Origin of the sequence: Streptosporangium brasiliense, from assembly GCF_030811595.1 — a bacterium.
In the GTDB taxonomy this organism is placed as follows: domain Bacteria; phylum Actinomycetota; class Actinomycetes; order Streptosporangiales; family Streptosporangiaceae; genus Streptosporangium; species Streptosporangium brasiliense.
Map to the genome: position 1 here is coordinate 5716242 of NZ_JAUSRB010000002.1, position 21244 is coordinate 5737485.

The 21244-nt window shown below is 74.1% G+C and carries 16 protein-coding genes; 9 read left to right on the top strand and 7 right to left on the bottom strand.

Features of this window, described 5'->3' with window-relative positions; translation table 11 throughout:
* The first annotated feature begins 48 nt into the window (after positions 1–48).
* Together murQ and J2S55_RS34650 are read left to right on the top strand one after the other, a co-directional pair.
* On the top strand, positions 49–966 hold the full coding sequence (murQ, locus tag J2S55_RS34645; RefSeq protein WP_306869616.1) for an N-acetylmuramic acid 6-phosphate etherase: 918 nt from the start codon (positions 49–51) through the stop codon (positions 964–966).
* Positions 959–2245 (top strand): serine hydrolase domain-containing protein, encoded by a 1287-nt coding sequence (locus tag J2S55_RS34650; protein ID WP_306869618.1) that lies wholly within the window; start codon positions 959–961, stop codon positions 2243–2245. Before murQ ends, J2S55_RS34650 begins: the two co-directional genes overlap by 8 nt.
* A 77-nt stretch (positions 2246–2322) precedes the next feature.
* Here the strand turns inward: J2S55_RS34650 and J2S55_RS34655 are convergent, their stop codons facing one another.
* Both J2S55_RS34655 and J2S55_RS34660 read right to left on the bottom strand, forming a co-directional pair.
* Positions 2323–3216 carry a MurR/RpiR family transcriptional regulator gene (locus J2S55_RS34655; protein ID WP_306869620.1) on the bottom strand — a complete coding sequence of 298 codons (894 nt, stop codon included), beginning with the start codon at positions 3214–3216 and terminating at the stop codon, positions 2323–2325.
* Between the two features lie 28 nt (positions 3217–3244).
* The gene (locus J2S55_RS34660; RefSeq protein WP_306869623.1) at positions 3245–4846 is read right to left on the bottom strand and encodes a glycoside hydrolase family 3 protein; all 1602 of its coding nucleotides are present in this window, start codon (positions 4844–4846) and stop codon (positions 3245–3247) included.
* Positions 4847–5073: 227 nt separating this feature from the next.
* On the opposite strand from J2S55_RS34660, the gene J2S55_RS34665 reads away from it, so the two are divergent.
* The gene (locus J2S55_RS34665; RefSeq protein WP_306869625.1) at positions 5074–6618 is read left to right on the top strand and encodes a glycoside hydrolase family 10-like protein; all 1545 of its coding nucleotides are present in this window, start codon (positions 5074–5076) and stop codon (positions 6616–6618) included.
* Positions 6619–6925: 307 nt separating this feature from the next.
* On the opposite strand, the gene J2S55_RS34670 is transcribed toward J2S55_RS34665, so the two are convergent.
* Complete coding sequence (locus J2S55_RS34670) at positions 6926–7855, bottom strand: N-acetylglucosamine kinase (RefSeq protein WP_306869628.1); 930 nt, start codon at positions 7853–7855, stop codon at positions 6926–6928.
* A gap of 68 nt (positions 7856–7923) precedes the next feature.
* Between J2S55_RS34670 and J2S55_RS34675 the strand changes: the two genes are divergently transcribed.
* From J2S55_RS34675 to J2S55_RS34690, 4 genes are all read left to right on the top strand, one after another.
* Positions 7924–9105 (top strand): anhydro-N-acetylmuramic acid kinase, encoded by a 1182-nt coding sequence (locus J2S55_RS34675; RefSeq protein ID WP_306869630.1) that lies wholly within the window; start codon positions 7924–7926, stop codon positions 9103–9105.
* 200 nt (positions 9106–9305) lie between these two features.
* On the top strand, positions 9306–12821 hold the full coding sequence (locus J2S55_RS34680; protein ID WP_306869633.1) for an NIDO-like domain-containing protein: 3516 nt from the start codon (positions 9306–9308) through the stop codon (positions 12819–12821).
* A 569-nt stretch (positions 12822–13390) separates the two neighbouring features.
* Entirely contained in the window at positions 13391–13948 is a 558-nt protein-coding gene (locus tag J2S55_RS34685; RefSeq protein WP_306869635.1) for an NADPH-dependent FMN reductase, read from the top strand.
* A 175-nt stretch (positions 13949–14123) separates the two neighbouring features.
* A complete protein-coding gene (locus J2S55_RS34690; protein ID WP_306869638.1) occupies positions 14124–15017 on the top strand; it encodes a TIGR03620 family F420-dependent LLM class oxidoreductase in 894 nt (297 codons plus the stop codon).
* Here J2S55_RS34690 and J2S55_RS34695 read toward each other — a convergent pair.
* A complete protein-coding gene (locus J2S55_RS34695) occupies positions 14969–15373 on the bottom strand; it encodes an FAD-dependent oxidoreductase (protein ID WP_306869639.1) in 405 nt (134 codons plus the stop codon). The genes J2S55_RS34690 and J2S55_RS34695 overlap by 49 nt on opposite strands.
* Positions 15374–15487: 114 nt before the next feature.
* Between J2S55_RS34695 and J2S55_RS34700 the strand changes: the two genes are divergently transcribed.
* Together J2S55_RS34700 and J2S55_RS34705 are read left to right on the top strand one after the other, a co-directional pair.
* Positions 15488–15994: a hypothetical protein gene (locus J2S55_RS34700; protein WP_306869640.1), complete on the top strand. Its 507-nt coding sequence runs from the start codon at positions 15488–15490 to the stop codon at positions 15992–15994.
* Positions 15995–16056: 62 nt separating this feature from the next.
* Entirely contained in the window at positions 16057–16929 is an 873-nt protein-coding gene (locus J2S55_RS34705; RefSeq protein ID WP_306869644.1) for a diacylglycerol/lipid kinase family protein, read from the top strand.
* 154 nt (positions 16930–17083) lie between these two features.
* Here J2S55_RS34705 and pgm read toward each other — a convergent pair whose 3' ends face one another.
* The 3 genes from pgm to J2S55_RS34720 all read right to left on the bottom strand — a co-directional run bounded on the left by pgm (position 17084) and on the right by J2S55_RS34720 (position 21167).
* Positions 17084–18721, bottom strand: a complete 1638-nt coding sequence (gene pgm, locus J2S55_RS34710; protein WP_306869645.1) for a phosphoglucomutase (alpha-D-glucose-1,6-bisphosphate-dependent) — start codon at positions 18719–18721, stop codon at positions 17084–17086.
* Between the two features lie 136 nt (positions 18722–18857).
* Positions 18858–20411 carry a carboxylesterase/lipase family protein gene (locus J2S55_RS34715; RefSeq protein WP_306869648.1) on the bottom strand — a complete coding sequence of 518 codons (1554 nt, stop codon included), beginning with the start codon at positions 20409–20411 and terminating at the stop codon, positions 18858–18860.
* Between the two features lie 87 nt (positions 20412–20498).
* Positions 20499–21167, bottom strand: a complete 669-nt coding sequence (locus J2S55_RS34720; protein WP_306869650.1) for a LacI family DNA-binding transcriptional regulator — start codon at positions 21165–21167, stop codon at positions 20499–20501.
* Between the last annotated feature and the right edge of the window lie 77 nt (positions 21168–21244).

Consider the following 21244-nt stretch of genomic DNA (forward strand, 5'->3'; position numbering starts at 1 on the left):
AATTTGCATAATAGAAGTAGGAGATGAAAATTAGCGACATGGGGCGACATGATTGATCCACTCGCAAGCCTGTCAACGGAGCAGAGTGATCCGCGCTACAGCGACATCGATCGGCTCTCGACCGAGCAGGTCGCCCGGCTGATGAACGCGGCCGACGTCACCGTGCCCGCGGCGGTGGCCGTGGAGATCCCGGCGATCTCGGCCGCGATCGACGCGATCGCCGCCCGGATGCGGGACGGGGGGCGGCTGTTCTACGTGGGGGCGGGGACGTCGGGCCGGCTGGCCGTGCTGGACGCCTCCGAGTGCCCGCCGACCTTCGGCACCGACCCGGAGCTGGTGCAGGGCATCATCGCGGGCGGCGAGCCCGCGCTGACCAGATCCGTCGAGGGCGCCGAGGACGACGGTGACGCGGGAGCCGCGGCGATCGCCGACCGGCAGGTGGGCGCGCTCGACTCGGTGGTCGGCGTCTCCGCCAGCGGCCGGGCGCCGTACGTGCTCGGCGCGCTCGCGGAGGCCGGCCGCCGCGGCGCCCTCACCGTGGGGCTGTCGTGCAACGCCGGAGCCCCGCTCTCGGCCGCGGCGCTGCACCCGATCGAGGTGATCGTCGGCCCGGAGGTGGTGACCGGCTCCACCAGGCTCAAGGCCGGGACCGCGCAGAAGCTGGTCCTCAACATGATCTCCACGATCGCGATGGTCCGGCTGGGCCGGACCTACGGCAACACCATGATCGAGGTGTCGGCGATGAACTCCAAGCTCGCCGACCGGGCCACCCGGATGGTCCGCGACATCACCGGCGCGGACCTGTCCGTCGCCCGGCCCGCCCTGGAGGCGGCCGGATGGCACGTCAAGGTCGCGGTGCTGATGATCGAGCGTGGCCTCGGCCCGGACGACGCCCAGCTCCTGCTGCGGGCCCACGGCGACCGTCTGGAGTCGGCGCTCGCCGCCGGAGGGGCGCAGGGTGCCTGACGGCTCCGGCGGGGCCACCGGGACGTCCGGCGGCCCCGCCGGGGTGCCTGCCGGGCCGGGGACGTCCGGCGGCCCCGCCGGAGCCGGTGGGCCGGGGCTGAGCGGCGGGTCCGGCGGTCGTGCCGCCGGGCCGTCCGCGGGGCCGGGTGACGGGCCCGGTGGGGCCGCCGGCCGTCCCGGTGGGGCGGGTGGGGGATCGGGGAGGGCGGCCGCCCTCGACGGCTCGGCGGCGCTGGCCGCGATCCTGGCGGCGGCGGTGCCGGACGTCTGCTCGGCGGCGGTCGCCGTGATCGCCGTGGACGGGGCCACGGCCGCCGCCGCGGCTCAGGGGGAGCTCGTACGGTACGCGGGCGCCTCCGGGGACCTCCTGGCCGACCGCCCGGCCGTCCGGCGAGACTCGATCTTCGACCTCGCGTCGCTCACCAAGGTCTTCACGACGGCCGTCATCCTGTCGCTGGCCGAGGAGGGCCGGCTCGACCTGGACGGGCCCGTCTCGGCCTGGCTGCCCGCCGGGCCCGCCGGGGCCACTGTCCGGCACCTGCTCACCCACACCGCGGGCCTGCCGCCCGGCCGCCGGGCCCACGAGGAGCTCCCCGGAGACGGGCCCGAGGTCCTCGCCGCCCGCCTGGAGCGCGTCCTCTCGACACCGCCGCCGCACCCGGCCGGTGAGCTCCACCTCTACTCCGACGTCGGCATGATCATGGCGGGCCGGATCGCCGAGCTCGCCGGGGGCGCGCCCCTCGACGAGCTGCTCCATGCCCGCGTCACCGGCCCGCTCGGTCTGGACGACACCGGATACCGGCCCGCGCCGTCGCTGCGTCACCGCATCGCCGCGACCGAGGACAAGCCCGAGCGGGCCGGCTCCGGATGCGTGCGGGGCGAGGTCCACGACGAGACCGCCCACGGCCTGGGCGGGGTCGCCGGGCACGCCGGAATCTTCTCCACGGCCGACGACGTGCTGCGGTTCGCCGAGGCGCTGCGCACCGGAGGGGCCCCGATCCTGCGCCCGGACACGGTCGCGGAGATGACCCGTGACCAGGGCGTCAGGGGGGCGGCGTTCGGCCAGGGGCTGGGCCTGCGGATCGGCGACCCCGCCGTCGTCGGCCCGCTGTCCTCCGCCTACGGACACTCCGGCTTCACCGGCACCGCCTTCGTCGTGGATCCCGGCCGGGCCCTGACGGCCGTCCTGCTGACCAACAACGTCCACCCGCTCCGGGGCCGCGCCGGCATCCGCGACCTGCGGCACGCCGTCGCCGCGCAGGCGCTGCGGCTGGCCTGACGTCCGAGCTCCGCTGGCCTTACGCCGGCCCCGCCTGGCCTGACGTCCGTGCCCCGCCTGGCGCGGCGGGGCCGGCGTCACCTGTTCCGGCGGCGGGTGTCGGCCATGAACTCGTCGAGCGCGCCCCTGGTGGCCCGCAGCGCCGCGTCCGAGGTCTCGAACGTGCGCTGGGCGATGCCGACGAAGATGCAGTCCACGATCAGGAGCTGGCTGATCCGGCTGGCCAGCGCGCCGGGGCGGAACGCCGTCTCCCGGCCGGCCGAGACCAGGACGTGGTCGGCGAGCTCGGCCAGCGAGGACCGCGGGTTGTTGGTGATCGCCACTGTGGTCGCGCCCGCCTTGTGCGCGACCTGCATGGGCGCGATCACGTCGGGGGTCTCGCCGGTGCAGCTCACCCCCACCGTGACATCGCCCTCCCCGAGCAGCGCCGCGCTGGTCAGCGCGAGGTGCGCGTCGGTGAAGGCATGGCTGGAGCGGCCGATCCGCATCAGTTTCTGCGCCATGTCGGCCGCCACGAGGCCGGAGGCGCCGACCCCGTAGACGTCCACCCGGCGGGCGGCGGTCATGGCCTCCACCACCGTGCCCAGCCGGTCGGGGTTGAGCTGCGCCGCGGTGTCGGCCAGCGCCTCGGACTCGGCCCGGGTGACCTTCGCGATCACGTCGGTGAGCGGGTCGTCGGGCCCCAGGTCGCCGGGGACGAGCCGCTCCGGCTCCTCCCGGGCCACCGCGGCGGCCAGGGCGAAGCGGAGCTGGGAGTAGCCGGCGAAACCGAGGGCTCGGGCGGTGCGGACGATCGTGGCCTCGCTCGTCCCGGAGACCGCGCTGAACTCGGTGATCGTGCTGCGCGCGACCATCCCCGGGTCGTCCAGGATGAGCCTGGCGATCGCCTGAGCCGCGGGGGTGAGGGAGGGCAGGACCGCTCTCACCGTGGCCACCAGATTCACGGGGGTGGGGCCGTCTTGGTCGTTCATTCGGGCACCTCTTCTGTCGGGATCAAGCCTATTGGCCGCCGGTCAGCCATAGGGCTGCGGCACGGGCCGAAACCCGGGAAATGCCGTGGGTGGCCACATAGACCGCGCCGATGGGCTCGCCGGGCAGTCCGGTCTCGATCACGATCGCGTCGGGGCGCCGCCGTACGGCCCGCGCCAGCAGGTCCCTGACCCACGCGTGGCGGGGGGCGTCGTGCGCCACCAGGACGAGCGGGCGCCCGTCGTCGGACAGGTCGGGCAGCTCGGCCGTCTCGCCGGCGACGGTGTGCCCGCTGGTGCCCGGCAGCAGCTCGGTGAGGGCGCCGACGAGGCCGGTGGGGGTGGCGGGGTCGATCGCCAGGTTCAGGCGCGGGGCGATGTCGAGGACCAGCGGCGGCCGGGAGAGGACGGGCCGGGCGGGGGCGGCGCCCGCGGCGGTGACCACGCGCATGGCCGCGCGGGCCGCCACCATGCCGAGCTCCTCGCCCTCCGCCCGCGGGTCTCGCGCCTCTCCCGCGTCGGAGACGTCCGCCGCGCCACGCGGGCCTCCCGCGTCGAGGGCCCCTTCCGTCCCATACGCCCTTCCGGCGTCTCCGGCTCCGTCCGCCCCGCGCGTCCGCGCGGCGGCCTGCTCGGCGTGCCAGCCGGCCAGGGCCAGCACCCGCGCCGCCGCCTCGGCCAGGCGCTCCTCGGGCAGCCTCCCGTCGTGCACGGCCTCCACGATCGCGTCTCGCAGCGCGTAGACGCTCTCCCCGCCCGGGGAGGACACCCCGACGCAGATCGCGTCCACCCCCGCGGCCAGCGCGCGGACCGCGATCTCACCCGGCGGGTGCAGGGCGGCGACGGCGCCCATCTCGATCGCGTCGGTCACCAGCAGCCCGTCGAAGCCCATCTCCTCGCGGAGCAGGCCGGTCAGGACGCGCCTGCTCAGGGTGGCGGGGTTGCCGGGATCGAGCGCGGGCACCAGCAGGTGGCCGCACATCACGGCCCGCACGCCGGCCTTCACGGCCGCCTGGAACGGCGGCAGGTCGCGCTCCCGGAGGAGTTCGAGGGAGGCGTGCACGGTCGGCAGCGCGTGGTGGGAGTCGGTGACGGTGTCGCCATGGCCGGGGAAGTGCTTGGCGCAGGCGGCCACCCCGGCGCTCTGCAGGCCCGTGATCCAGGCGACGGACTGCCGGGCCACCAGCTCGGGGTCCGGGCCGAAGGAGCGGATGCCGATCACCGGGTTGGCGGGGTTGGCGTTGACGTCCACCACGGGGGCGTAGTCGAGGGTGATGTCGGCCGCGGCGAGGAGACGGCCGATCTCGCGGGCGACCCGTTCGGTCCGTCCGGCGTCGTCGGCCACGCCGAGGGCCAGGTTGCCCGGCCAGGAACTGCCGGTCCTGGCCTCCAGCCGGGTGACCGCCCCGCCCTCCTCGTCCACCGCGACCACCACGGCCGGATTCTCCCGGCGCAGCCCGGCGACGAGTCCGGCGGTCTGCGCCGGATCGGTGAGGTTGCGGGCGAACAGCACGGCACCGCCGAGGCCCTCGCCGAGCGCCCGGCGCAGCCAGTCGGGCGGCGCGGTGCCGTCGAAGCCGGGCTGGAGCACGGTCATGGCCAGCCGGGCCAGGGTGGGGCTGTGGTGAGGCATGAGGGCACCTTCTCGCCGGAGACGTCTCGGGGCAGGTTACACATCAATGACACTTTCTTTCATCATCATTGCTTTGAAAGTAACTTTCTGCCATTCTCGCCGTCGAGACCCCGTGATCCCCCTGACCGGCTCCGCGTCCGTTCAACGGCCTCCGGCTGCGCTGCCCGCGGCCGCGCGGCCGAGCGGTCAGGAACGGCCAGGGGCGCAACACCCCCCTTGGAGTCCGTATGAGCTCACCCACCCGACGCACCGTCCTGCGCGGCCTCGCCCTCGCCGCCGCGGCGAGCGCCGTGCCGCTGCCCGCCTTCGCCTCCTCCTCCGCCGAGTATGCGCCGCCGCTGCGCCAGATGCGCGGCATGTGGATCGCCTCCGTGGTCAACATCAACTGGCCGTCGAAGACGGGGCTGACCGTCGACCAGCAGAAGGCCGAGTATCTCGCCTGGCTGGACCTGGCGCAGGCCCGCAAACTGAACGCGGTGTTCGTGCAGATCCGGCCGACCGCCGACGCCTTCTGGCCCTCGCTGTTCGAGCCCTGGTCGCAGTATCTGACCGGCACCCAGGGCCAGGACCCCGGCTACGACCCGCTGGCGTTCCTGGTCGAGGAGACGCACCGGCGGGGCCTGGCCTTCCACGCGTGGTTCAACCCCTACCGCGTGTCGATGCAGCCCGACCCCGCCAAGCTCCACCCGGACCACCCGGGCAGCAAGCACCCCGACTGGATCGTCCCCTACGGCGGCAAGCTCTACTACAACCCGGGCATGCCCGAGGTCCGCGCGTTCGTGCAGGACGCCATGATGGACGCGGTGACCAGGTACGACATCGACGGCCTCCACTTCGACGACTACTTCTACCCGGTCAACACCCCCGCCTTCGACGACAGCGCGGCCTTCGCCAAGTACGGTCAGGGCTTCCCCGACCTCGCGGCCTGGCGGCGCAACAACGTCGACCTGCTCGTGCAGGAGATGCAGCAGCGGGTACGGCAGGCCAAGCCGGAGATCGCCTGGGGCATCAGCCCCTCGGGCATCTGGCGCAACAGGACCACCGACCCCCTGGGCTCGGACACGGGCGGCAGCCAGTCATACGACAACCTGCACGCCGACACCCGCGGCTGGGTCAAGAAGGGCTGGCTGGACTACATCGCGCCGCAGCTCTACTGGTACATCGGCCAGTCGAACGCCGACTACGCCAAGCTGGTCCCCTGGTGGTCCGACGTGGCGGCGGGCACCACCACGCAGCTCTGGATCGGCCAGGCGGCCTACAAGGCGGGGGCGGCCGGGCAGCCCGCCCAGTGGTTCCAGCCCGACGAGCTCACCAGGCACCTGACCCTCAACCGGAACCACCCGCAGGTCGGTGGCGACATCTGGTACAACTCGGGCGACGTGCGCGACGACCGGCTCGGCTCGGTCACCACCGTCGTCAACGACCACTACACGCGTCCCGCCCTCGGCCCGCTGCTGCCCCGGCTCGCCGACGGCGAGGCTCCGCGCCGCCCCGTGATCACCTGGGCGCGCAGGGTGGACGGGGGCGTCGAGCTGCGCGCCGTCGCCACGGGCAAGGACGTCCCGTTCCAGTACGCGATCTTCCGGATCGACGGGCAGGCCGGGCCCGAGGACTTCGCCGACGCCCGCAACCTGGTCGCGGTCGTCCCCGCCGAGCGGCACCTGCGCTGGGTGGACCCGGCGGGCACCAGGAACGCCTGCTACTACGTGACGGCCGTCGACCGGGCCAACCGGCAGAGCCGGCCGAGCCAGGGCCGCCGCGTGCACTGGTGACCCGCCCGTGCCGCCGCCGGACGCCGTGAGCCGGTGACCTGTCCGTGCCGCCGCCGACACCGTGAGCCGGTGACCCACCGGGCCGGGGCCGGTGACCGCATCCGGCATGGACATCATCCGGGAGAGGCCCCGGCCGCCGTCCGGGCGGCCGGGGCCTCTGCCGGTGGAGGGGGTCTCCTGTGGACGGGCGGCTCCGTGCCGGGGCCGTTACCGGGCCTCACGGGTGGTCGCCTCCGGCCCCGCGGGTCCGGAGGGCCGGGCGCACGGGCCTCCTCGGCGAGGATCAGGGGCCGCGCGCGCCCGGCCCTCAGCGCTCCTGGGCGATCAGCCGCCGGTGGGCGCCGGGCGCCGGGTGGACGCCGGGGCCGTGCAGGGCCAGGGCGGCGGCGCCGGCGGCGCTGTCGCGGGCCGGCACCACCACGCCGCCCTCCAGCTTGGCGCGGACCTCCGCCGCCAGCAGGGTGGGCTCGGTGAGTAGGGAGCCCGCCAGCACCAGCGGTCCCGGGCCGGGCCCCAGCGAGCGGACGGTGCCGGCGAGCCGGCGGGCGGCCTCCTCCAGGATCGCGACGGCCGCCGCGTCGCCCGCGGCCGCGGCCGACTCCACCTCCGGCGCCAGCCGTGCCAGCCAGGCGGGACCGTCCTCGGCGATCCCCTGGTGGACCATGCTCACGATCTGGTGGGCCGGCGCGCCGCCGAGGGTCCCCCGGTGCAGCGCGGTGGGCGCGGCCCGTCCGTCGAGCGCGGCCAGCACGGCCCGTACGGCCCGCCGCCCGATCCACGTCCCCGACCCCTCGTCGCCGAGCAGCCAGCCGTGCCCGTCGACCCGCCGGACGAGCCGCCGGTCCTCGATCCGGGCGGCCACCGCGCCGGTGCCCGCGATCAGGACCGCTCCGGAGGGTTCCTCGGTCGCCCCGGCGAAGGCCGCGAGCATGTCGGGCACCACCGAGGGCCGCCCGGCCAGACCGGCCGCCTGCCACGCCCGCGTGGCGACGGCCTCGGCCTGCTCGCGGGCCGAGCCCGCGCCCGCCAGCCCGAACACGCCACCCGCCACCCGCCCCGGATCGAGGGTCTCCAGCGCCGCTCCGAGCGCCGTGCGCAGGCTCCCGCCGGGATCGGCGGCCGACAGGGCGTTGGCGCCCCTGCCGTATCCCCGTCCCACCACCTCGCCGGACTCCGTCGCCACCACGCACCGGGTGCTCGTCCCGCCGCCGTCAACGCCGATGACCAGTGTCGTCACGCGAACTCCATGTGTAGATAATCTCCCCACGACTATATTCGTATGAAAAATTCCTGCAAGGAGAAGACGTGCGGGTGCTCGGACTGATCTCGGGGACGTCCCATGACGGGATCGACAGCGCGGTCGTGGACTGGTCGATGAGAGACGGCGTGCTCACCGGAGCCGTCGAGCGCACCGGCGAGCGGCCCTACGACCCCGGGCTCCGGGCGCGGATCGTCGCCGCGCTGCCGCCGGCCCCGGTCGACATGGCCGAGGTGTGCCGTCTCGACACCCTGATCGGCCAGGCGTTCGCCGACGCGGCCGAGGCGGCCGGGCCGGTCGACCTCGTCTGCTCGCACGGCCAGACGCTGTACCACTGGGTGGAGGACGGCAGGGTGCGGGGCACCCTGCAGCTCGGCCAGCCCGCCTGGATCGCCGAGCGGACCGGCGTGCCGGTGGTCTCCGACCTCCGCGTGCGGGACGTGAGCGCGGGCGGGCAGGGTGCGCCGCTGGTCTCCTTCTTCGACCTGCTGCTCCTGGCCGGCCTGCCGGGCCGCAGCGGCGCGCTCAACCTCGGAGGAATCGCCAACCTGACCGTGCGGGAGGCCGGGATCGCCTACGACACCGGCCCGGCGTCGGCGCTGATGGACGCGGCGGTCTCGGCCGCCACGGGCATGCCCTACGACGAGGACGGCCGGCTGGCGGCGGCCGGACGGGTCCACCCGGAGCTGCTGGCGGAGCTGCTGGCCGAGCCGTACTACCGGGCGCTGCCGCCCAAGAGCACCGGCAAGGAGCTCTTCCACCCGGGCTACCTGGCCCGGATCGCCGCGCCGTACGGGCTGGCCCTGCCCGACCTGCTGGCGACCCTGGCCGCGCTGACCGCCGAGACCGTGGCCGCGGAGATCCGGCGGCACCGGCTCGACACGGTGATCGTGTCGGGCGGCGGGGCGCGGAACCCGGCGCTGATGGACCTGCTGCGCGCGCGGGCCGGGCAGGCCCGCATCCTGCCCAGCGACGGGCTCGGCGTCCCCTCCGACGCGAAGGAGGCGATCGCCTTCTCGCTGCTCGGGTGGATGACGGCGCACGGGCTGCCCGCGACGGTCCCCGGCTGCACGGGTGCCGCCGGGCCGCGGGTGCTCGGCACGGTCACGCCCGGCCGGGGGCCGCTCACCCTGCCCGAGCCGCTGCGCCGGGCGCCGGAGCGCGTGCGGATGGACGCCGCGCCGGTCCGGGGGCGGCACGCGGGTGACGGCCCGGCGGCGCTCCGGTAGCGGGCCGTACGGCGGTCCGGACCGTCCTGCTAAATCCCGATACATATCTAATTCTCATTACATATCGGGTATCGGCGAGTCAAAGCCCTTGAAAAGTTGACATGATCGATTCACGATTCTCCGGGTGGGCTGTAAAGATCATGCGCGGCCCACGTCGCCCTCCCCGGCGGGACGCTCCCGCCCGGCGTGAAGGAGAATGTGTGTCCAACACCTCCCGGCACTGGCGAGCGCTCCTGACCGGAGCCGTCGCCGCCCTCGCGCTCGTGCTCCCCCAGGGGGTGGCCCAGGCCGCCCCCGCCCCTGAGAAGATCGACAAGACTGTCCTGGCGGAGCTGGCCGCGGACGACAAGGCCACCTTCTGGGTGCGCCTGAAGAGTGACGCCGACCTCAGCGCGGCCCGCAGCGCGAAGACCAAGTCCGAGAAGGCCAGGCAGGTCTTCCGGGCCAAGACCGAGCTCGCCGCCTCCTCGCAGGCGGGCCTGCGCAAACTCCTGACCGCCCAGCACGCCGACTTCACCCCGTTCTGGATCGCCAACGCCGTCCAGGTGACCGGCGACGCGAAGCTGGCCGCGGAGATCGCCAAGCTGCCAGAGGTGGAGCAGATCGAGCCCAGCCGCGTCACCAAGCTGCCCGAGCCGCTGCCGGGCAAGGAGGTGGCGAAGGTCGACGCGGTCGAGTGGAACATCGACCGCGTCAACGCCCCGAGGGTCTGGAGCGAGCTCGGCACCCGGGGCGAGGGCATCGTCGTGGCCAACATCGACTCCGGCGTGCAGTTCGACCACCCGGCGCTGGCCGCACAGTATCGCGGCAAGAAGGCCGACGGCAGCGTCGAGCACGACTACAACTGGTTCGACCCGGCGGGGGTGTGTCCCAGCGCCGCGCCGTGCGACAACAACGACCACGGCACCCACACCATGGGCACCATGGTGGGCGGCGCCGACGGCGCCAACACCATCGGCGTCGCCCCCGGCGCCAAGTGGATCGCGGCCAAGGGCTGCGAGACCAACAGCTGCTCCGACGCCTCGCTGCTCGCCGCCGGGCAGTGGGTGCTCGCGCCCACCGACCTGAACGGGAACAACCCGCGGCCCGACCTGGCACCGGACATCGTCAACAACTCCTGGGGCGGCGCCGGCTTCGACGCCTGGTACAAGGAGACCGTCGAGGCGTGGGTCGCGGCGGGCATCTTCCCCGCCTTCTCCAACGGCAACGTCACGGGCGCGGGGTGCAACTCCAGCGGCTCGCCAGGGCAGTACGGCTCCAGCTACAGCGCCGGCGCCTTCGACGTCAACAACGCCATCGCGAGCTTCTCGACCCGGGGCTCCGGCGAGAACGGTGAGATCAAGCCCAACCTCGCGGCGCCCGGCGTCAACGTGCGCTCGTCCGTGCCCGGCGGGTACGACGCCTTCTCCGGCACGTCGATGGCCAGCCCGCACGTGGCGGCCACCGTGGCGCTCATGTGGTCCGCCTCTCCGGCCCTGCAGGGTGACATCGCCGCCACGCGGGAACTGCTCGACCGGACCGCGATCGACGTCGACGACACGCGCTGCGGCGGCACCGCCGCCGACAACAACGTCTGGGGCGAGGGCAGGCTCGACACCTTCGCCGCGGTCCAGGCCGCTCCCGTCGGGGAGCTCGGCGCGCTGCGGGGCACCGTCACCTCCGGCGGCTCGCCGGTGGCCGCGGCGACCCTCACCGTCGCCGGGCCGCTGAGCCGTACGGTCACCACCGCGCAGGACGGGACGTACGCGCTGCCCCGCCTGCTGGCCGGCGACTACCGGATCACCGTCAAGAAGTTCGGGTACGGCGACGCCACCGCGGCCGTCACCGTCGTGGCCGACCAGACGGTCACCAAGGACGTGCCGCTGACGGCGCAGCCCTCGGGCACGGTGTCGGGGACGGTCACCGCCGCGGGCGCGCCCGAGGCGGGCGCCGCGGTGGTCGCGGTGGGCACCCCGGTCAGCGCGGTCACCGACGCCGCGGGACGGTACCGGCTCACGCTGCCGGCCGGCGGCTACGAGCTGAAGGTCACCCCGGTCTCCCGGTGCGCCGGCGGCCTCACCGTGCCGATCACGGTGGACGGCGACCTGACCAAGGACGTCGACCTGCCGCGCCGCGCCGACTCCTTCGGCTACACCTGCGCCGGCGCCGCCGGCGCCTACGTCGCGGGCACCGACAAGCAGACGCTCACCGGCGACGACGCGGCCCAGCAGATCACGCTGCCGTTCACCTTCCCCTTCTACGGCGGCGGCCACACCAGCGCCTGGATCAGCAGCAACGGGTTCCTGAACTTCGCCGCCAGCAGCACCGCGGCGAGCAACGGAGCGCTGCCCTCCGCCGGCACGCCCAACGCGGCGCTCTACCCCTACTGGGACGACCTGGTGCTGGACGCCCAGTCCGGCGTCTACACCGCCACCCTCGGGACCGCGCCGGACCGCACCTTCGTCGTCGAATGGCGCAACGCCCGCTTCTACTCCGAAGCCGACCAGCGCATCTCGTTCTCGGCGCTGCTCGGGGAGGACGGCTCGATCGGGTTCCGCTACCGCGGCATCGGCAGCGAGCGCGCCTCCGGGACCAGCGCCACGGTGGGCATCGAGAACGCCGCTGGCACCGACGCGCTGCAGTACTCCTACAACAGCGCCGCGCTCAGCGACGGCCAGAGCCTGACCTTCACCGCCGGCCGGCACGGACTGCTGACCGGTGTCGTCACCGACGCCAACGACGGCAAGCCGCTGGCGGGCGCGACGGTGAAGGTGGGCGACGTGGCGACCTTCACCACCGACGCCAACGGCGCCTTCCTCGGCCAGATCCTGGTGGGCGACTACCGGGTCGAGGTCTCCAAGGACAACTACGGGACCTTCACCCAGGAGGTCACCGTCACCGCCGCGGCCCGGACCCGGGTCGACACGGCCCTGGCCACCGGCCGGGTGACGGCCTCGGCCGGTGAGCTGACCCTGGTGATGCCGGCCGCCTCCAGCCGGAGCGGCACGGTAGAGCTGTCCAACCTGGGCGGCGCCACGGCCTACACCGTCGTGACCGACCCCGCCCAGGGCTGGCTGGCCGTGACGCCCGCCGCCGGTGACCTCGGCTCGGGCAAGTCGGTGACGTTGAAGGTCACCGCCTCCAGCGAGGGAGTCCAGCCGGGCGGCGTCCGCACCGGCAAGCTGCTGGTGCGCTCGGCGAGCGGCCGCAACCCGCAGATCGAGATCGTCGTGACGGTCGTGGTGCCCAAGCACCAGGTCGCCGTCGACGCGGGCGGGACCAAGGACGTCGTCGACGCCGCCGGGGACCGCTGGAGCGCCGACCGCAAGTACACCCAGGGCGGCCACGGCTACGTGGGCAACAACACCAGGACCCACACGGCCAGCAGGGCGATCCAGGGCACCGCCGAGCAGGAGCTGTTCAAGCGGGCCCGCGAGTCGATGCTGGAGTACCGCTTCGACCAGGTGCCCAACGGCACCTACACCGTCGAGCTGGGCTTCGCCGAGACCCGGGCCATGCGTGAGGGCAAGCGCGTCTTCGACGTCATCGTCGAGGGCCAGCTCGCCATCCCCGCCCTGGACCTGGCCCTGGAGGCCGGCACCTACACCGCCGTCACCCGGCAGTACACGGTGAAGGTCACCGACGGCCAGCTCAACGTGCGGTTCGCCGAGCGGACCGGCGATCCCGTCGTCAACCTCATCCGCATCTCCGAGCGCCCTGATAAGGCCACCCCGTAGCGGCCTGAACCCCGCCGGCCCGTCCCGCCTCCGTGGCGGGACGGGCCGTGCCCGTTCCGGGGCGCCTCCCCGACGGCGGCCCCGCGCGTCCGGTGTCGTGCCGCTCGTCGGCTGCCGTGCCGTCCGGCGCGGCGCCGTGGGCCTCCCCGCCACGGGCCCGGCCGCCGTGTCGCGGCGGGGGGCGAGGGCCCCGCTCCCCGGTCCCGCGGGCGCGCACGCCCTGCTTGGCGAAGAAATCGCCGAAACATATGCGATGCGTGCTCAGGATCATGTTCGTTGCCCTTTTCTGAGGGCACGTCCCGATTTGTGACGGAGCGTGAAGCTCGGCGGCGCCATTGTCGCGGCGGTGACCAGCGAGGACGTACCTGGCGCACCGCGTCTCCTGGCAGTGGACAGGGCGACTCCGGCGGCGCCGCAGGCGGGTCTCCCGCGGTGGGCCACCACTGCTCCGCTCAGCGCTTGTGTCGGATGATCGGGAGGTTCCGCCGGCGGCCGTGTTCGGGCGGTCGGAGCGGCGGCGCCTCCCTCACTCGTAGTGTCGCGGGCTCGCGACAAGGATGGGGTCGGGGATGAAGATCGTTGGAATTGCCGGCAGCGTTCGCCCGGGGGCGTACGTCCGGAAGCTGCTGGAGGCGTCGGCCCGGGAACTACCGGCCTCGGCGGACTTCGAGATCTGGGACGGGCTGGATCAGGTGCCGCCCTTCCAGGACGGGCCGCTCCCGCCGGGGGTGGAGCAGCTGTGCCGCACCCTCTCCGGGGCGGACGGCGTACTGATCGCGGCACCGGCGCACAGCGCCCTGCCGGCCCAGCTCGGCGAGGCGCTGGAGTGGGCGGCCTCCAGACGTAGCGGCGCGGTCCTGGTCGGCAAGCCGGTCGCGGTGGTGACCGCCTGCCTGTACGCCCACGAGGCCACGTGGACGCAGATCGAGCTGTGCCGCGCCCTCGCCGCCGCCGGCGCGATCGTGCACGGCGTCGACCTGCTCGTGTCCCCGGCCGTGAGCCAGTTCGACTCCGAGGGCAGGCTCGTCGATCCGGCCTTCCGCGCCCGGCTCTGCGGGATGCTCGAGAAGCTGTGCGCGCCGGTGCCCGTCAAGCCCGTGGTGCCTTTCGCCAGGACCACGGTGTAGGCCCGCGGCGGCCACCGCGCGACCTCCGGTGCCGGCCCGCCTGGACGGCCGGGGCGGTGGCCGCCGCGTGTCCCGGGACCGCGTGTCCCGGGACCCCTTATGTTCGACATTCGTCGAACACTGAGCTAGCGTCCATCTCAGGCGGACAGTCGGACGAGCCGGATCGGAGACGGCGATGGGCATCGGTCGGATCGGTGTGTGGCATCCCATGTTCGGGCGGGACCGGGCCCCGGCCGTGCGGCGGGCGGCGGCGGAGATCGAGAAGCTCGGCTACGGCACCCTGTGGTACGGCGAGGCGTCGGGGACGAGGGAGGCGTTCAGCCTCGCGGGGATCCTGCTCGCGGCCACCGAGAACGTCACGGTCGCCACCGGCATCGCCAACATCTGGGTGCGGGACGCGACCGCCATGGCGGCCGGGGCGAGGGCGTACGGCGAGGCGTACCCGGGACGCTTCGCCCTGGGCGTCGGGGTCAGCCACGCCCCGCTGGTCTCCCAGCGCGGCCACGACTACGCTCGCCCGCTCGCGGCGATGAGCGCCTATCTCGACGCGATGGACGCCGTCGCGCGCGATCTGCCGTTCACCGACGACCCACCCGTACCCAGGCTGCTGGCGGCGCTGCGCCCCCGGATGCTGGAGCTCGCCCGGGACAGGGCCGACGGCGCCCACCCCTACTTCGTGCCGCCGGAGCACACCGCGCTCGCCCGCGAGACCCTCGGCCCGGACCGGATCCTCGCCCCCGAGCAGGCCGTGGTCCTGGAGAGCGACCCCGCCAGGGCGAGGGAGATCGCCCGCGCGCACATGGCCGGCTACCTGCGGCTGCCGAACTACGTCGGCAACCTGCGCCACCTCGGCTACCGGGACGAGGACTTCACCGGCGGCGGCAGTGACCGGCTGGTGGACGCGATCGTCGCGTGGGGGGACGTGGAGACCGTCGCCCGGCGGGTCGGCGCGCATCTCGACGCCGGCGCCGACCACGTCGCCCTCCAGCCCCTGCCCTCCGACCTGCTCGGGGGCGTCGCTCAGCTCGCGGAACTGGCCCCCGCCCTCGGGGTGCGGCCGGGGGAGTAGGGCGCCACGTCCAGGGACGGTCGCAGGCCCAGGGCCAGCTCGGCCGCGAGAAGGCCCGCGTAGGGCCCGGCGGTCAGGCCGTAGGCGCCGAGCCCGGTGGCGACGACCACACCGCCGGCGACGGCGCCGATCATCGGCAGCCCGTCGGCGGTCACCGGGCGCAGGCCCACCCGGGTCTCCACGACCGTGGCGCCGGCCAGGCCCGGGGCGAGCTCCACGCCGGCCGACAGCACCTCGCCGAGGCCGCCGACGGTCACGCGGGGATCGAACCCGGCGTCCTCGACCGTCGCGCCGAGCACCACTCGCGAGCCGGGGAAGCCCAGCAGGTGTTGCTCATGGATGAATGATCGCAGCACTTTCACGGCTGTTCCGAGCCTGTCTCCGGTCCGGCCGTGACCACGGACCGGCGCGCCCCGCCGCAACCGCGGTGCCGGGCCGTACGAGAATGGGAGGGGGCAGGGGAGGTCGTCGTGGATGGCTCGGACGAGGAGCGGGCGCTGCGGTCCCTGGGCGCGGCGCTCGACGCCGGCGCCCCGGTCGTCCGGCACGTGCTCAGACGCTTCCCCGAGGGCACGCCGTTCCTCTGGCTGAGCTTCCCCGGGTCCGGGGACGCCGCGGTCTTCGTCGACGGCTCCCGGTGGATCTACCTGAGCGAGCCGGAGCAGGGAGGGGTGGCCACCCAGCTCGTGGCCGGCCGGCTTGACGAGGACCCCGCGCTCGTCGCCGAGCGGCTGGTGTCGGTCATGGCGCCGATCCACGACCACGCGGGCGGCCCCGTCCGCGTGCTGAAGGCGTGCGGGGTCGGCCTGGCGGCGGGTGCGGGCGCGGGCCTGCTGAGCACGCTGATCATGGCCGTGCTCGTCGGCGGCAACGGCTACCTCTCGGACACCTCGACCACCGCGGTGTACGTCCTGGCCGCCCTGCTCGCCGTGGTGACCGGCCTGTGGCTGGCGGTGCGCTGGTGGAGGCTGGGCTGAGCGCCGAGTGATCGCCGTCCCGGAGGGCAGGGACGGGTGAGGCGATCAGTTGGAGGGACGGCATGGCCGAGCTGCTGGTGATCTACAACGGGGAGGCGGGAGGCGCGGACGACGCCGCCCGGACGGCGGCCGTGGATACGCTGCGCGGCGGCGCCGACGTGGTCGAGGCGCCCGTCGGCCAGAAGGATCTGGACGAGATGCTCGACGCCCATCCCGGCCGGGACGTGGTCGTGCTGGGCGGGGACGGCTCGCTGCACGTGACGGTCGCCGCCCTGCGCCGGCGCGGCGAGCTGGGCACCCGTACCGTGGGGCTCGTCCCGCTGGGCACCGGCAACGACTTCGCCCGCGGCCTGGGCATCCCGCTGGACCCCCGGGTGGCGGCCCGCGTCGTGCTCGCGGGCCGGCCCCAGCCCCTCGACCTCCTGACGGATGACGAGGGCGGGACCGTCGTCAACGTGGTGCACCTCGGCGTCGGCGCGGAGGCCTCCGAGCGGGCCAAGCCGCTCAAGCCCGGGCTCGGACGGCTCGCCTACGCGGTCGGCGGGCTGCTGGCGGGCGTGCGGAGCCCCGGGTGGCGGCTGCGCGTGAGCGTGGACGGCCGGCCCCTGGCCGAGGGGCGCCCGGTGCTCATGGTCGGCATCGGCAACGGCGTCACCATCGGCGGAGGCACCCCGCTCACCCCCGAGGCCAGGCCCGGCGACGGCATGGTGGACGTCGTCGTCGCGCTGACGACCGGGCCGCTGGACCGGCTCGCCTACGCGCTGCGGCTGCGCCGGGGGACCCATCCGGGCCTGCGTGACGTCGTCACCGGCCGGGGCCGTGAGGTGACGGTGACCGGCGGGCCGGTCCCGGTGAACGCCGACGGCGAACTGACCGGCCCGGCCGTCCACCGTCGCTGGACGGTCATGCCCGCCGCCTGGCGGATGTTCACCTGAGCGGCGGCTGTCGGGCTGTCGGGTTGTCCGGCGGTGCGGCCCGGCTGCCCGGACCGCGCGCCCGCCTCGCCGGACCCGGCCGGCCCGCGTGCCCGCCCCGCACGCCCGCCTCGCCGGCCGGCCGGTCCGGGCCTCCGCCGGCCGGGTGCCCGGCTCAGCCGAGCGACTCCGACACCAGGGCCCTGGCCGCGTCCTGCACCTCGGCGAGGTGCTCGGGTCCCTTGAAGGACTCGGCGTAGATCTTGTAGACGTCCTCGGTGCCGGAGGGCCGGGCGGCGAACCAGGCGCTGTCGGTGCTGACCTTGAGTCCGCCCAGGGGGGCGCCGTTGCCCGGCGCCGAGGTGAGCACCTGCCTGATCGGCTCGCCGGCGAGGGTCTCGGCGGTGACCTGGTCGGCCGAGAGCCTGGCGAGCACGGCCTTCTCCTCCCGGCTCGCGGGGGCGTCGACCCGCGCGTAGGCCGGGTCGCCGAACCGGGAGGTCAGGTCGGCGTAGTGCTCGCTCGGCGAGCGGCCGGTGGTCGCGATGATCTCCGAGGCGAGCAGCGCCAGGATGATGCCGTCCTTGTCGGTGGTCCACACCGAGCCGTCGCGGCGCAGGAACGACGCCCCCGCGCTCTCCTCGCCGCCGAAGCCGAGCGAGCCGTCGAGCAGGCCGGGCACGAACCACTTGAACCCGACGGGCACCTCCATCAGCCGCCTGCCCAGGTCGGCGGCCACCCGGTCGATCATGCTGCTGCTCACCAGCGTCTTGCCGACCCCGGCGTCCGCCGGCCAGTCGGGGCGGTGCGAGTAGAGGTAGGAGATCGCCACGGCGAGGTAGTGGTTGGGGTTCATCAGGCCCCCGTCGGGGGTGACGACGCCGTGCCGGTCGGCGTCGGCGTCGTTGCCCGTGGAGACGTCGAACGCGTCGCGGTTGGCGATCAGGGAGGCCATCGCGTAGGGCGAGGAGCAGTCCATCCGGATCTTGCCGTCCCAGTCCAGCGTCATGAACCGCCACGTCGGGTCGGTCAGCGGGTTGACCACCGTCAGGTCCAGCCGGTGCCGCTCGGCGATCTCCCCCCAGTAGGCCACGCTCGCTCCGCCCAGCGGGTCGGCGCCGATGCGGACCCCGGCGCTCCGGACCGCGTCGAGGTCCAGCACCGAGGGCAGGTCGTCGACGTATCCGCCGAGGAAGTCGTGGCGGCCGGTCGTGTCGGCGGCCATGGCCCTGGCGTAGGGGACGCGCCGGACCTCCTTCAGCCCGTCCGCGATCAGCGCGTTGGCCCGGTCCTGGATCCAGGAGGTGGCGTCGGTGTCGGCCGGGCCGCCGTTCGGCGGGTTGTACTTGAAGCCGCCGTCGCCGGGCGGGTTGTGCGAGGGGGTCACCACCACGCCGTCGGCCCGCCCCGCCGTACGCCCCCGGTTGTGGGTGAGGATCGCATGGGAGAGCGCCGGTGTCGGCGTGTAGCCGTCACGGCTGTCGACCAGCACCCGCACCCCGTTGGCGGCGAACACCTCCAGTGCCGACACCCGCGCGGGCTCCGAGAGCGCATGGCTGTCGGCGCCGAGGAACAGCGGGCCGTCCACTCCCTGCGACGCACGGTATTCCACGATGGCCTGGCTGGTCGCGAGGATGTGGTCCTCGTTGAACGCCACGTTCAGCGACGAGCCGCGGTGTCCCGACGTCCCGAACGCCACCCGCTGGCCGACCTCCTGGGGGTCGGGGTGCAGGGTGTAGTAGGCGGTCACCAGACGGGCCACGTCCACCAGGTCGGACGGCTGGGCGGTCTTGCCCGCGCGCTCGTGCGTCATTGCGGTCTCCTTATGTCATCACGGCCAACGGTACCCATCCGCGAACAGGCGGAACTCTATTGAAAGCCGTTGTCCGTCGTTGATCCTCCCGTCTCATCGCAATCAGTGGAAAGTGGACATATGTATAGGCGCCGCGCTACCTCCAGAAGTCCAGCCGGTGCTCGGCGGCGTAGTCGATCGGCCGCACCGCGCCGGGCGCGAGCGACTGGGTGCCTCGGGGGAGCGGCTGCCACCTGGGCAGGTCCGGGCCGTTGGGCGAGCCGGTGCGGGCGAAGTTCGTCCAGTAGCCGACCATCTGGTCCGCCAGTTTCCGCTGGGCGGCCGTCAGCGGCGCCTTCTTGTCCGGGAAGAGATACGGCAGGTCGGCGGCGTGGAAGGCGCCCCAGTCGAAGTCCGCCTCCAGCGGCAGGAACATCGGGGCCCTCCGGTCGGCGAACTCGTAGCCGTAGACGGGGGTGTGCTCGGCCAGCGAGGTGTTCTGCTCGTGCGTGCCTCTCGCCCACAGCCGGTCCGTCATCACGGCCGCCCACGCCTGGCTGGGGGAGGCGTAGGAGGCGAGCGGATACTTCCGCGTCACCCGTCCGGCGTCGTCGCCGAACGCCTCCTTGACCAGGGTGCCGTACTGCTGGGCGGTGACCGGCCGGCCGGCCACGTCGTAGTTCATCCCGACGAAGATCCGATGCTCGTCGCGTGTCGCGCCCGCCAGTACGGACACCCGGTGGAAGCGCCCCTCGCGGACCGCCTTCGAGGGCAGTTCGGGGAGCACCTTGTTGCCGTAGGCGTACGCCTGGAAGACGTTCATGATCTGCGGCACCGCGAGGATCTTCCGAACGGGCAGCGCGCGCAGGCACGCCAGGCTCCGGCAGCCGAGCTGCTCGGCGTACGTCCGGCCCACCGCCTGGGCGTCCTCGGTGCTCCGCCAGGCGAACGCCGGGGCGGCCGGCACGCCGGGGATCATGCTGTTGGCCGGCATGTCCATCATCGTCTCGCCGCTCTGCATGGCCACTCGCCGGAACAGCCCCTTCGCGCCGGGGGAGGTGAGATGGCCGCCGATGGCGAGCGCGCCGAAGGAGACGCCGAACGCCGTGACGTTCGACGGATCACCGCCGAAGGCCGCCGCGTTGCGCCGCACCCATCGCAGCGCCTCCTGCTGGTCCTGCAGGCCGTAGGTCCCGGAGTTCTTCAGGCCCGGGTACCCGAACCCGCTGAACACGCCGAGCCGGTAGTTGATCGTGACGACCACCACGCCCCGCGAGGCGAGCTTGCGCGCGTCGGAGAAGTGGCCGGCGCCGACCGCCCCGTCGCCGTGGATCCAGACCATGACCGGGCGGTTCCTCCCCGGCGCGCGCGGGGTGGTGACGTTGAGGAACAGACAGTCCTCGTCGGTGCTGGAGATGGGCGCGTAGACGGAGCCGACCTGGGGGCACATCGCGCCCGGCTCGGTGGCGTCCTTGACACCGTCCCAGCTCTTCGCGGGCACGGGAGCCTCCCAGCGGCCCGCGGTGGCGTAGGGGATCCCCCGGAAGAGGCGGTGCTCGCCGGTCACCGTGCCGCGCACGGCTCCCGCGTCGGTCCTGACGACCGCGGGATCGGCGCCGGTCCCGGCGGCGGTGGGATCCGGCGCCCGGCGCTCGGCGGCGTGACCCGTGAGCAGTAGGGCCGCCGCGACTGTCGTGTGAAGGATTCGCATGCCTCCACGCTGTCGGATCCTCGCCCGGCTCAGAAGGTCCGTCGATCCGGGATCACCCGGGACGGAAGTCCTGGTGCGCCGGCGCGGTCAGGCGGGCTCCGGGGCCCGCGCGGGTGGGGGACCGGTGCTGCCGCGGACCGTCAGGCACGCCGCCCGGTCCTCGAAGGCGGACGCCTGCCCGCCGTCGATCAGGGCGAGCAGCCGCTGGGCGGCGTGCGCGCCGTAGGTGGAGATGTCACGGCTCAGGGCGGTGAGCGGGGGGCGGACGACCTGGGAGAGGGGGGAGTCGTCCCAGGCGACGATCGACAGGTCGCGCGGGACGTCGAGGCGCATCTCCTGGGCGACGGAGAGGCCGGCCACGGCGGTGATGCCGTTGTCGTAGACGATCGCGGTCGGCCGGTCGGGGGAGCTGAGCAGCCGCCGGGTGGCCCGCGCCCCCTCCTCCCCGGTGCAGTCGGTGTGCGCGGTGACGTGGCCGTTCAGCCCGAGACCGTCGCAGGAGGCGGCGAAGGCCCGGTCGCGCAGGGCGGTGTGCACGAGCTCGGGCAGGCCCGCGACGCGGGCGACGCGGCGGTGGCCCAGCGCGGCGAGGTATTCGATCGTCTCGCGCACGGCGGCGCCGTCGTCGGACCAGACCGAGGCCAGCGAGCCCGCCTCCGACGGGTGCCCGACCACCACGGCGGGCATGCCCAGGGCCTGCAGCTCCGTCACCCGGGGGTCGGCGAGGCGCAGGTCGAGCAGGAACGCGCCGTCCACGCGGCCCTCACCCCACTAAAAATGGGATTTATGTCGTTAATGTGGCGGTGACATCCTTGTCGTGCCGGCTGTAGGTT

Coding starts and splice junctions, on each gene's coding strand:
- J2S55_RS34660 (WP_306869623.1), bottom strand. CDS start 4,846: ATGCCTCACCACAGCCCCACCCTGGCCCGGCTGGCCATGACCGTGCTC.
- J2S55_RS34665 (WP_306869625.1), top strand. CDS start 5,074: ATGAGCTCACCCACCCGACGCACCGTCCTGCGCGGCCTCGCCCTCGCC.
- murQ (WP_306869616.1), top strand. CDS start 49: ATGATTGATCCACTCGCAAGCCTGTCAACGGAGCAGAGTGATCCGCGC.
- J2S55_RS34685 (WP_306869635.1), top strand. CDS start 13,391: ATGAAGATCGTTGGAATTGCCGGCAGCGTTCGCCCGGGGGCGTACGTC.
- pgm (WP_306869645.1), bottom strand. CDS start 18,721: ATGACGCACGAGCGCGCGGGCAAGACCGCCCAGCCGTCCGACCTGGTG.
- J2S55_RS34715 (WP_306869648.1), bottom strand. CDS start 20,411: ATGCGAATCCTTCACACGACAGTCGCGGCGGCCCTACTGCTCACGGGT.
- J2S55_RS34655 (WP_306869620.1), bottom strand. CDS start 3,216: ATGAACGACCAAGACGGCCCCACCCCCGTGAATCTGGTGGCCACGGTG.
- J2S55_RS34690 (WP_306869638.1), top strand. CDS start 14,124: ATGGGCATCGGTCGGATCGGTGTGTGGCATCCCATGTTCGGGCGGGAC.
- J2S55_RS34705 (WP_306869644.1), top strand. CDS start 16,057: ATGGCCGAGCTGCTGGTGATCTACAACGGGGAGGCGGGAGGCGCGGAC.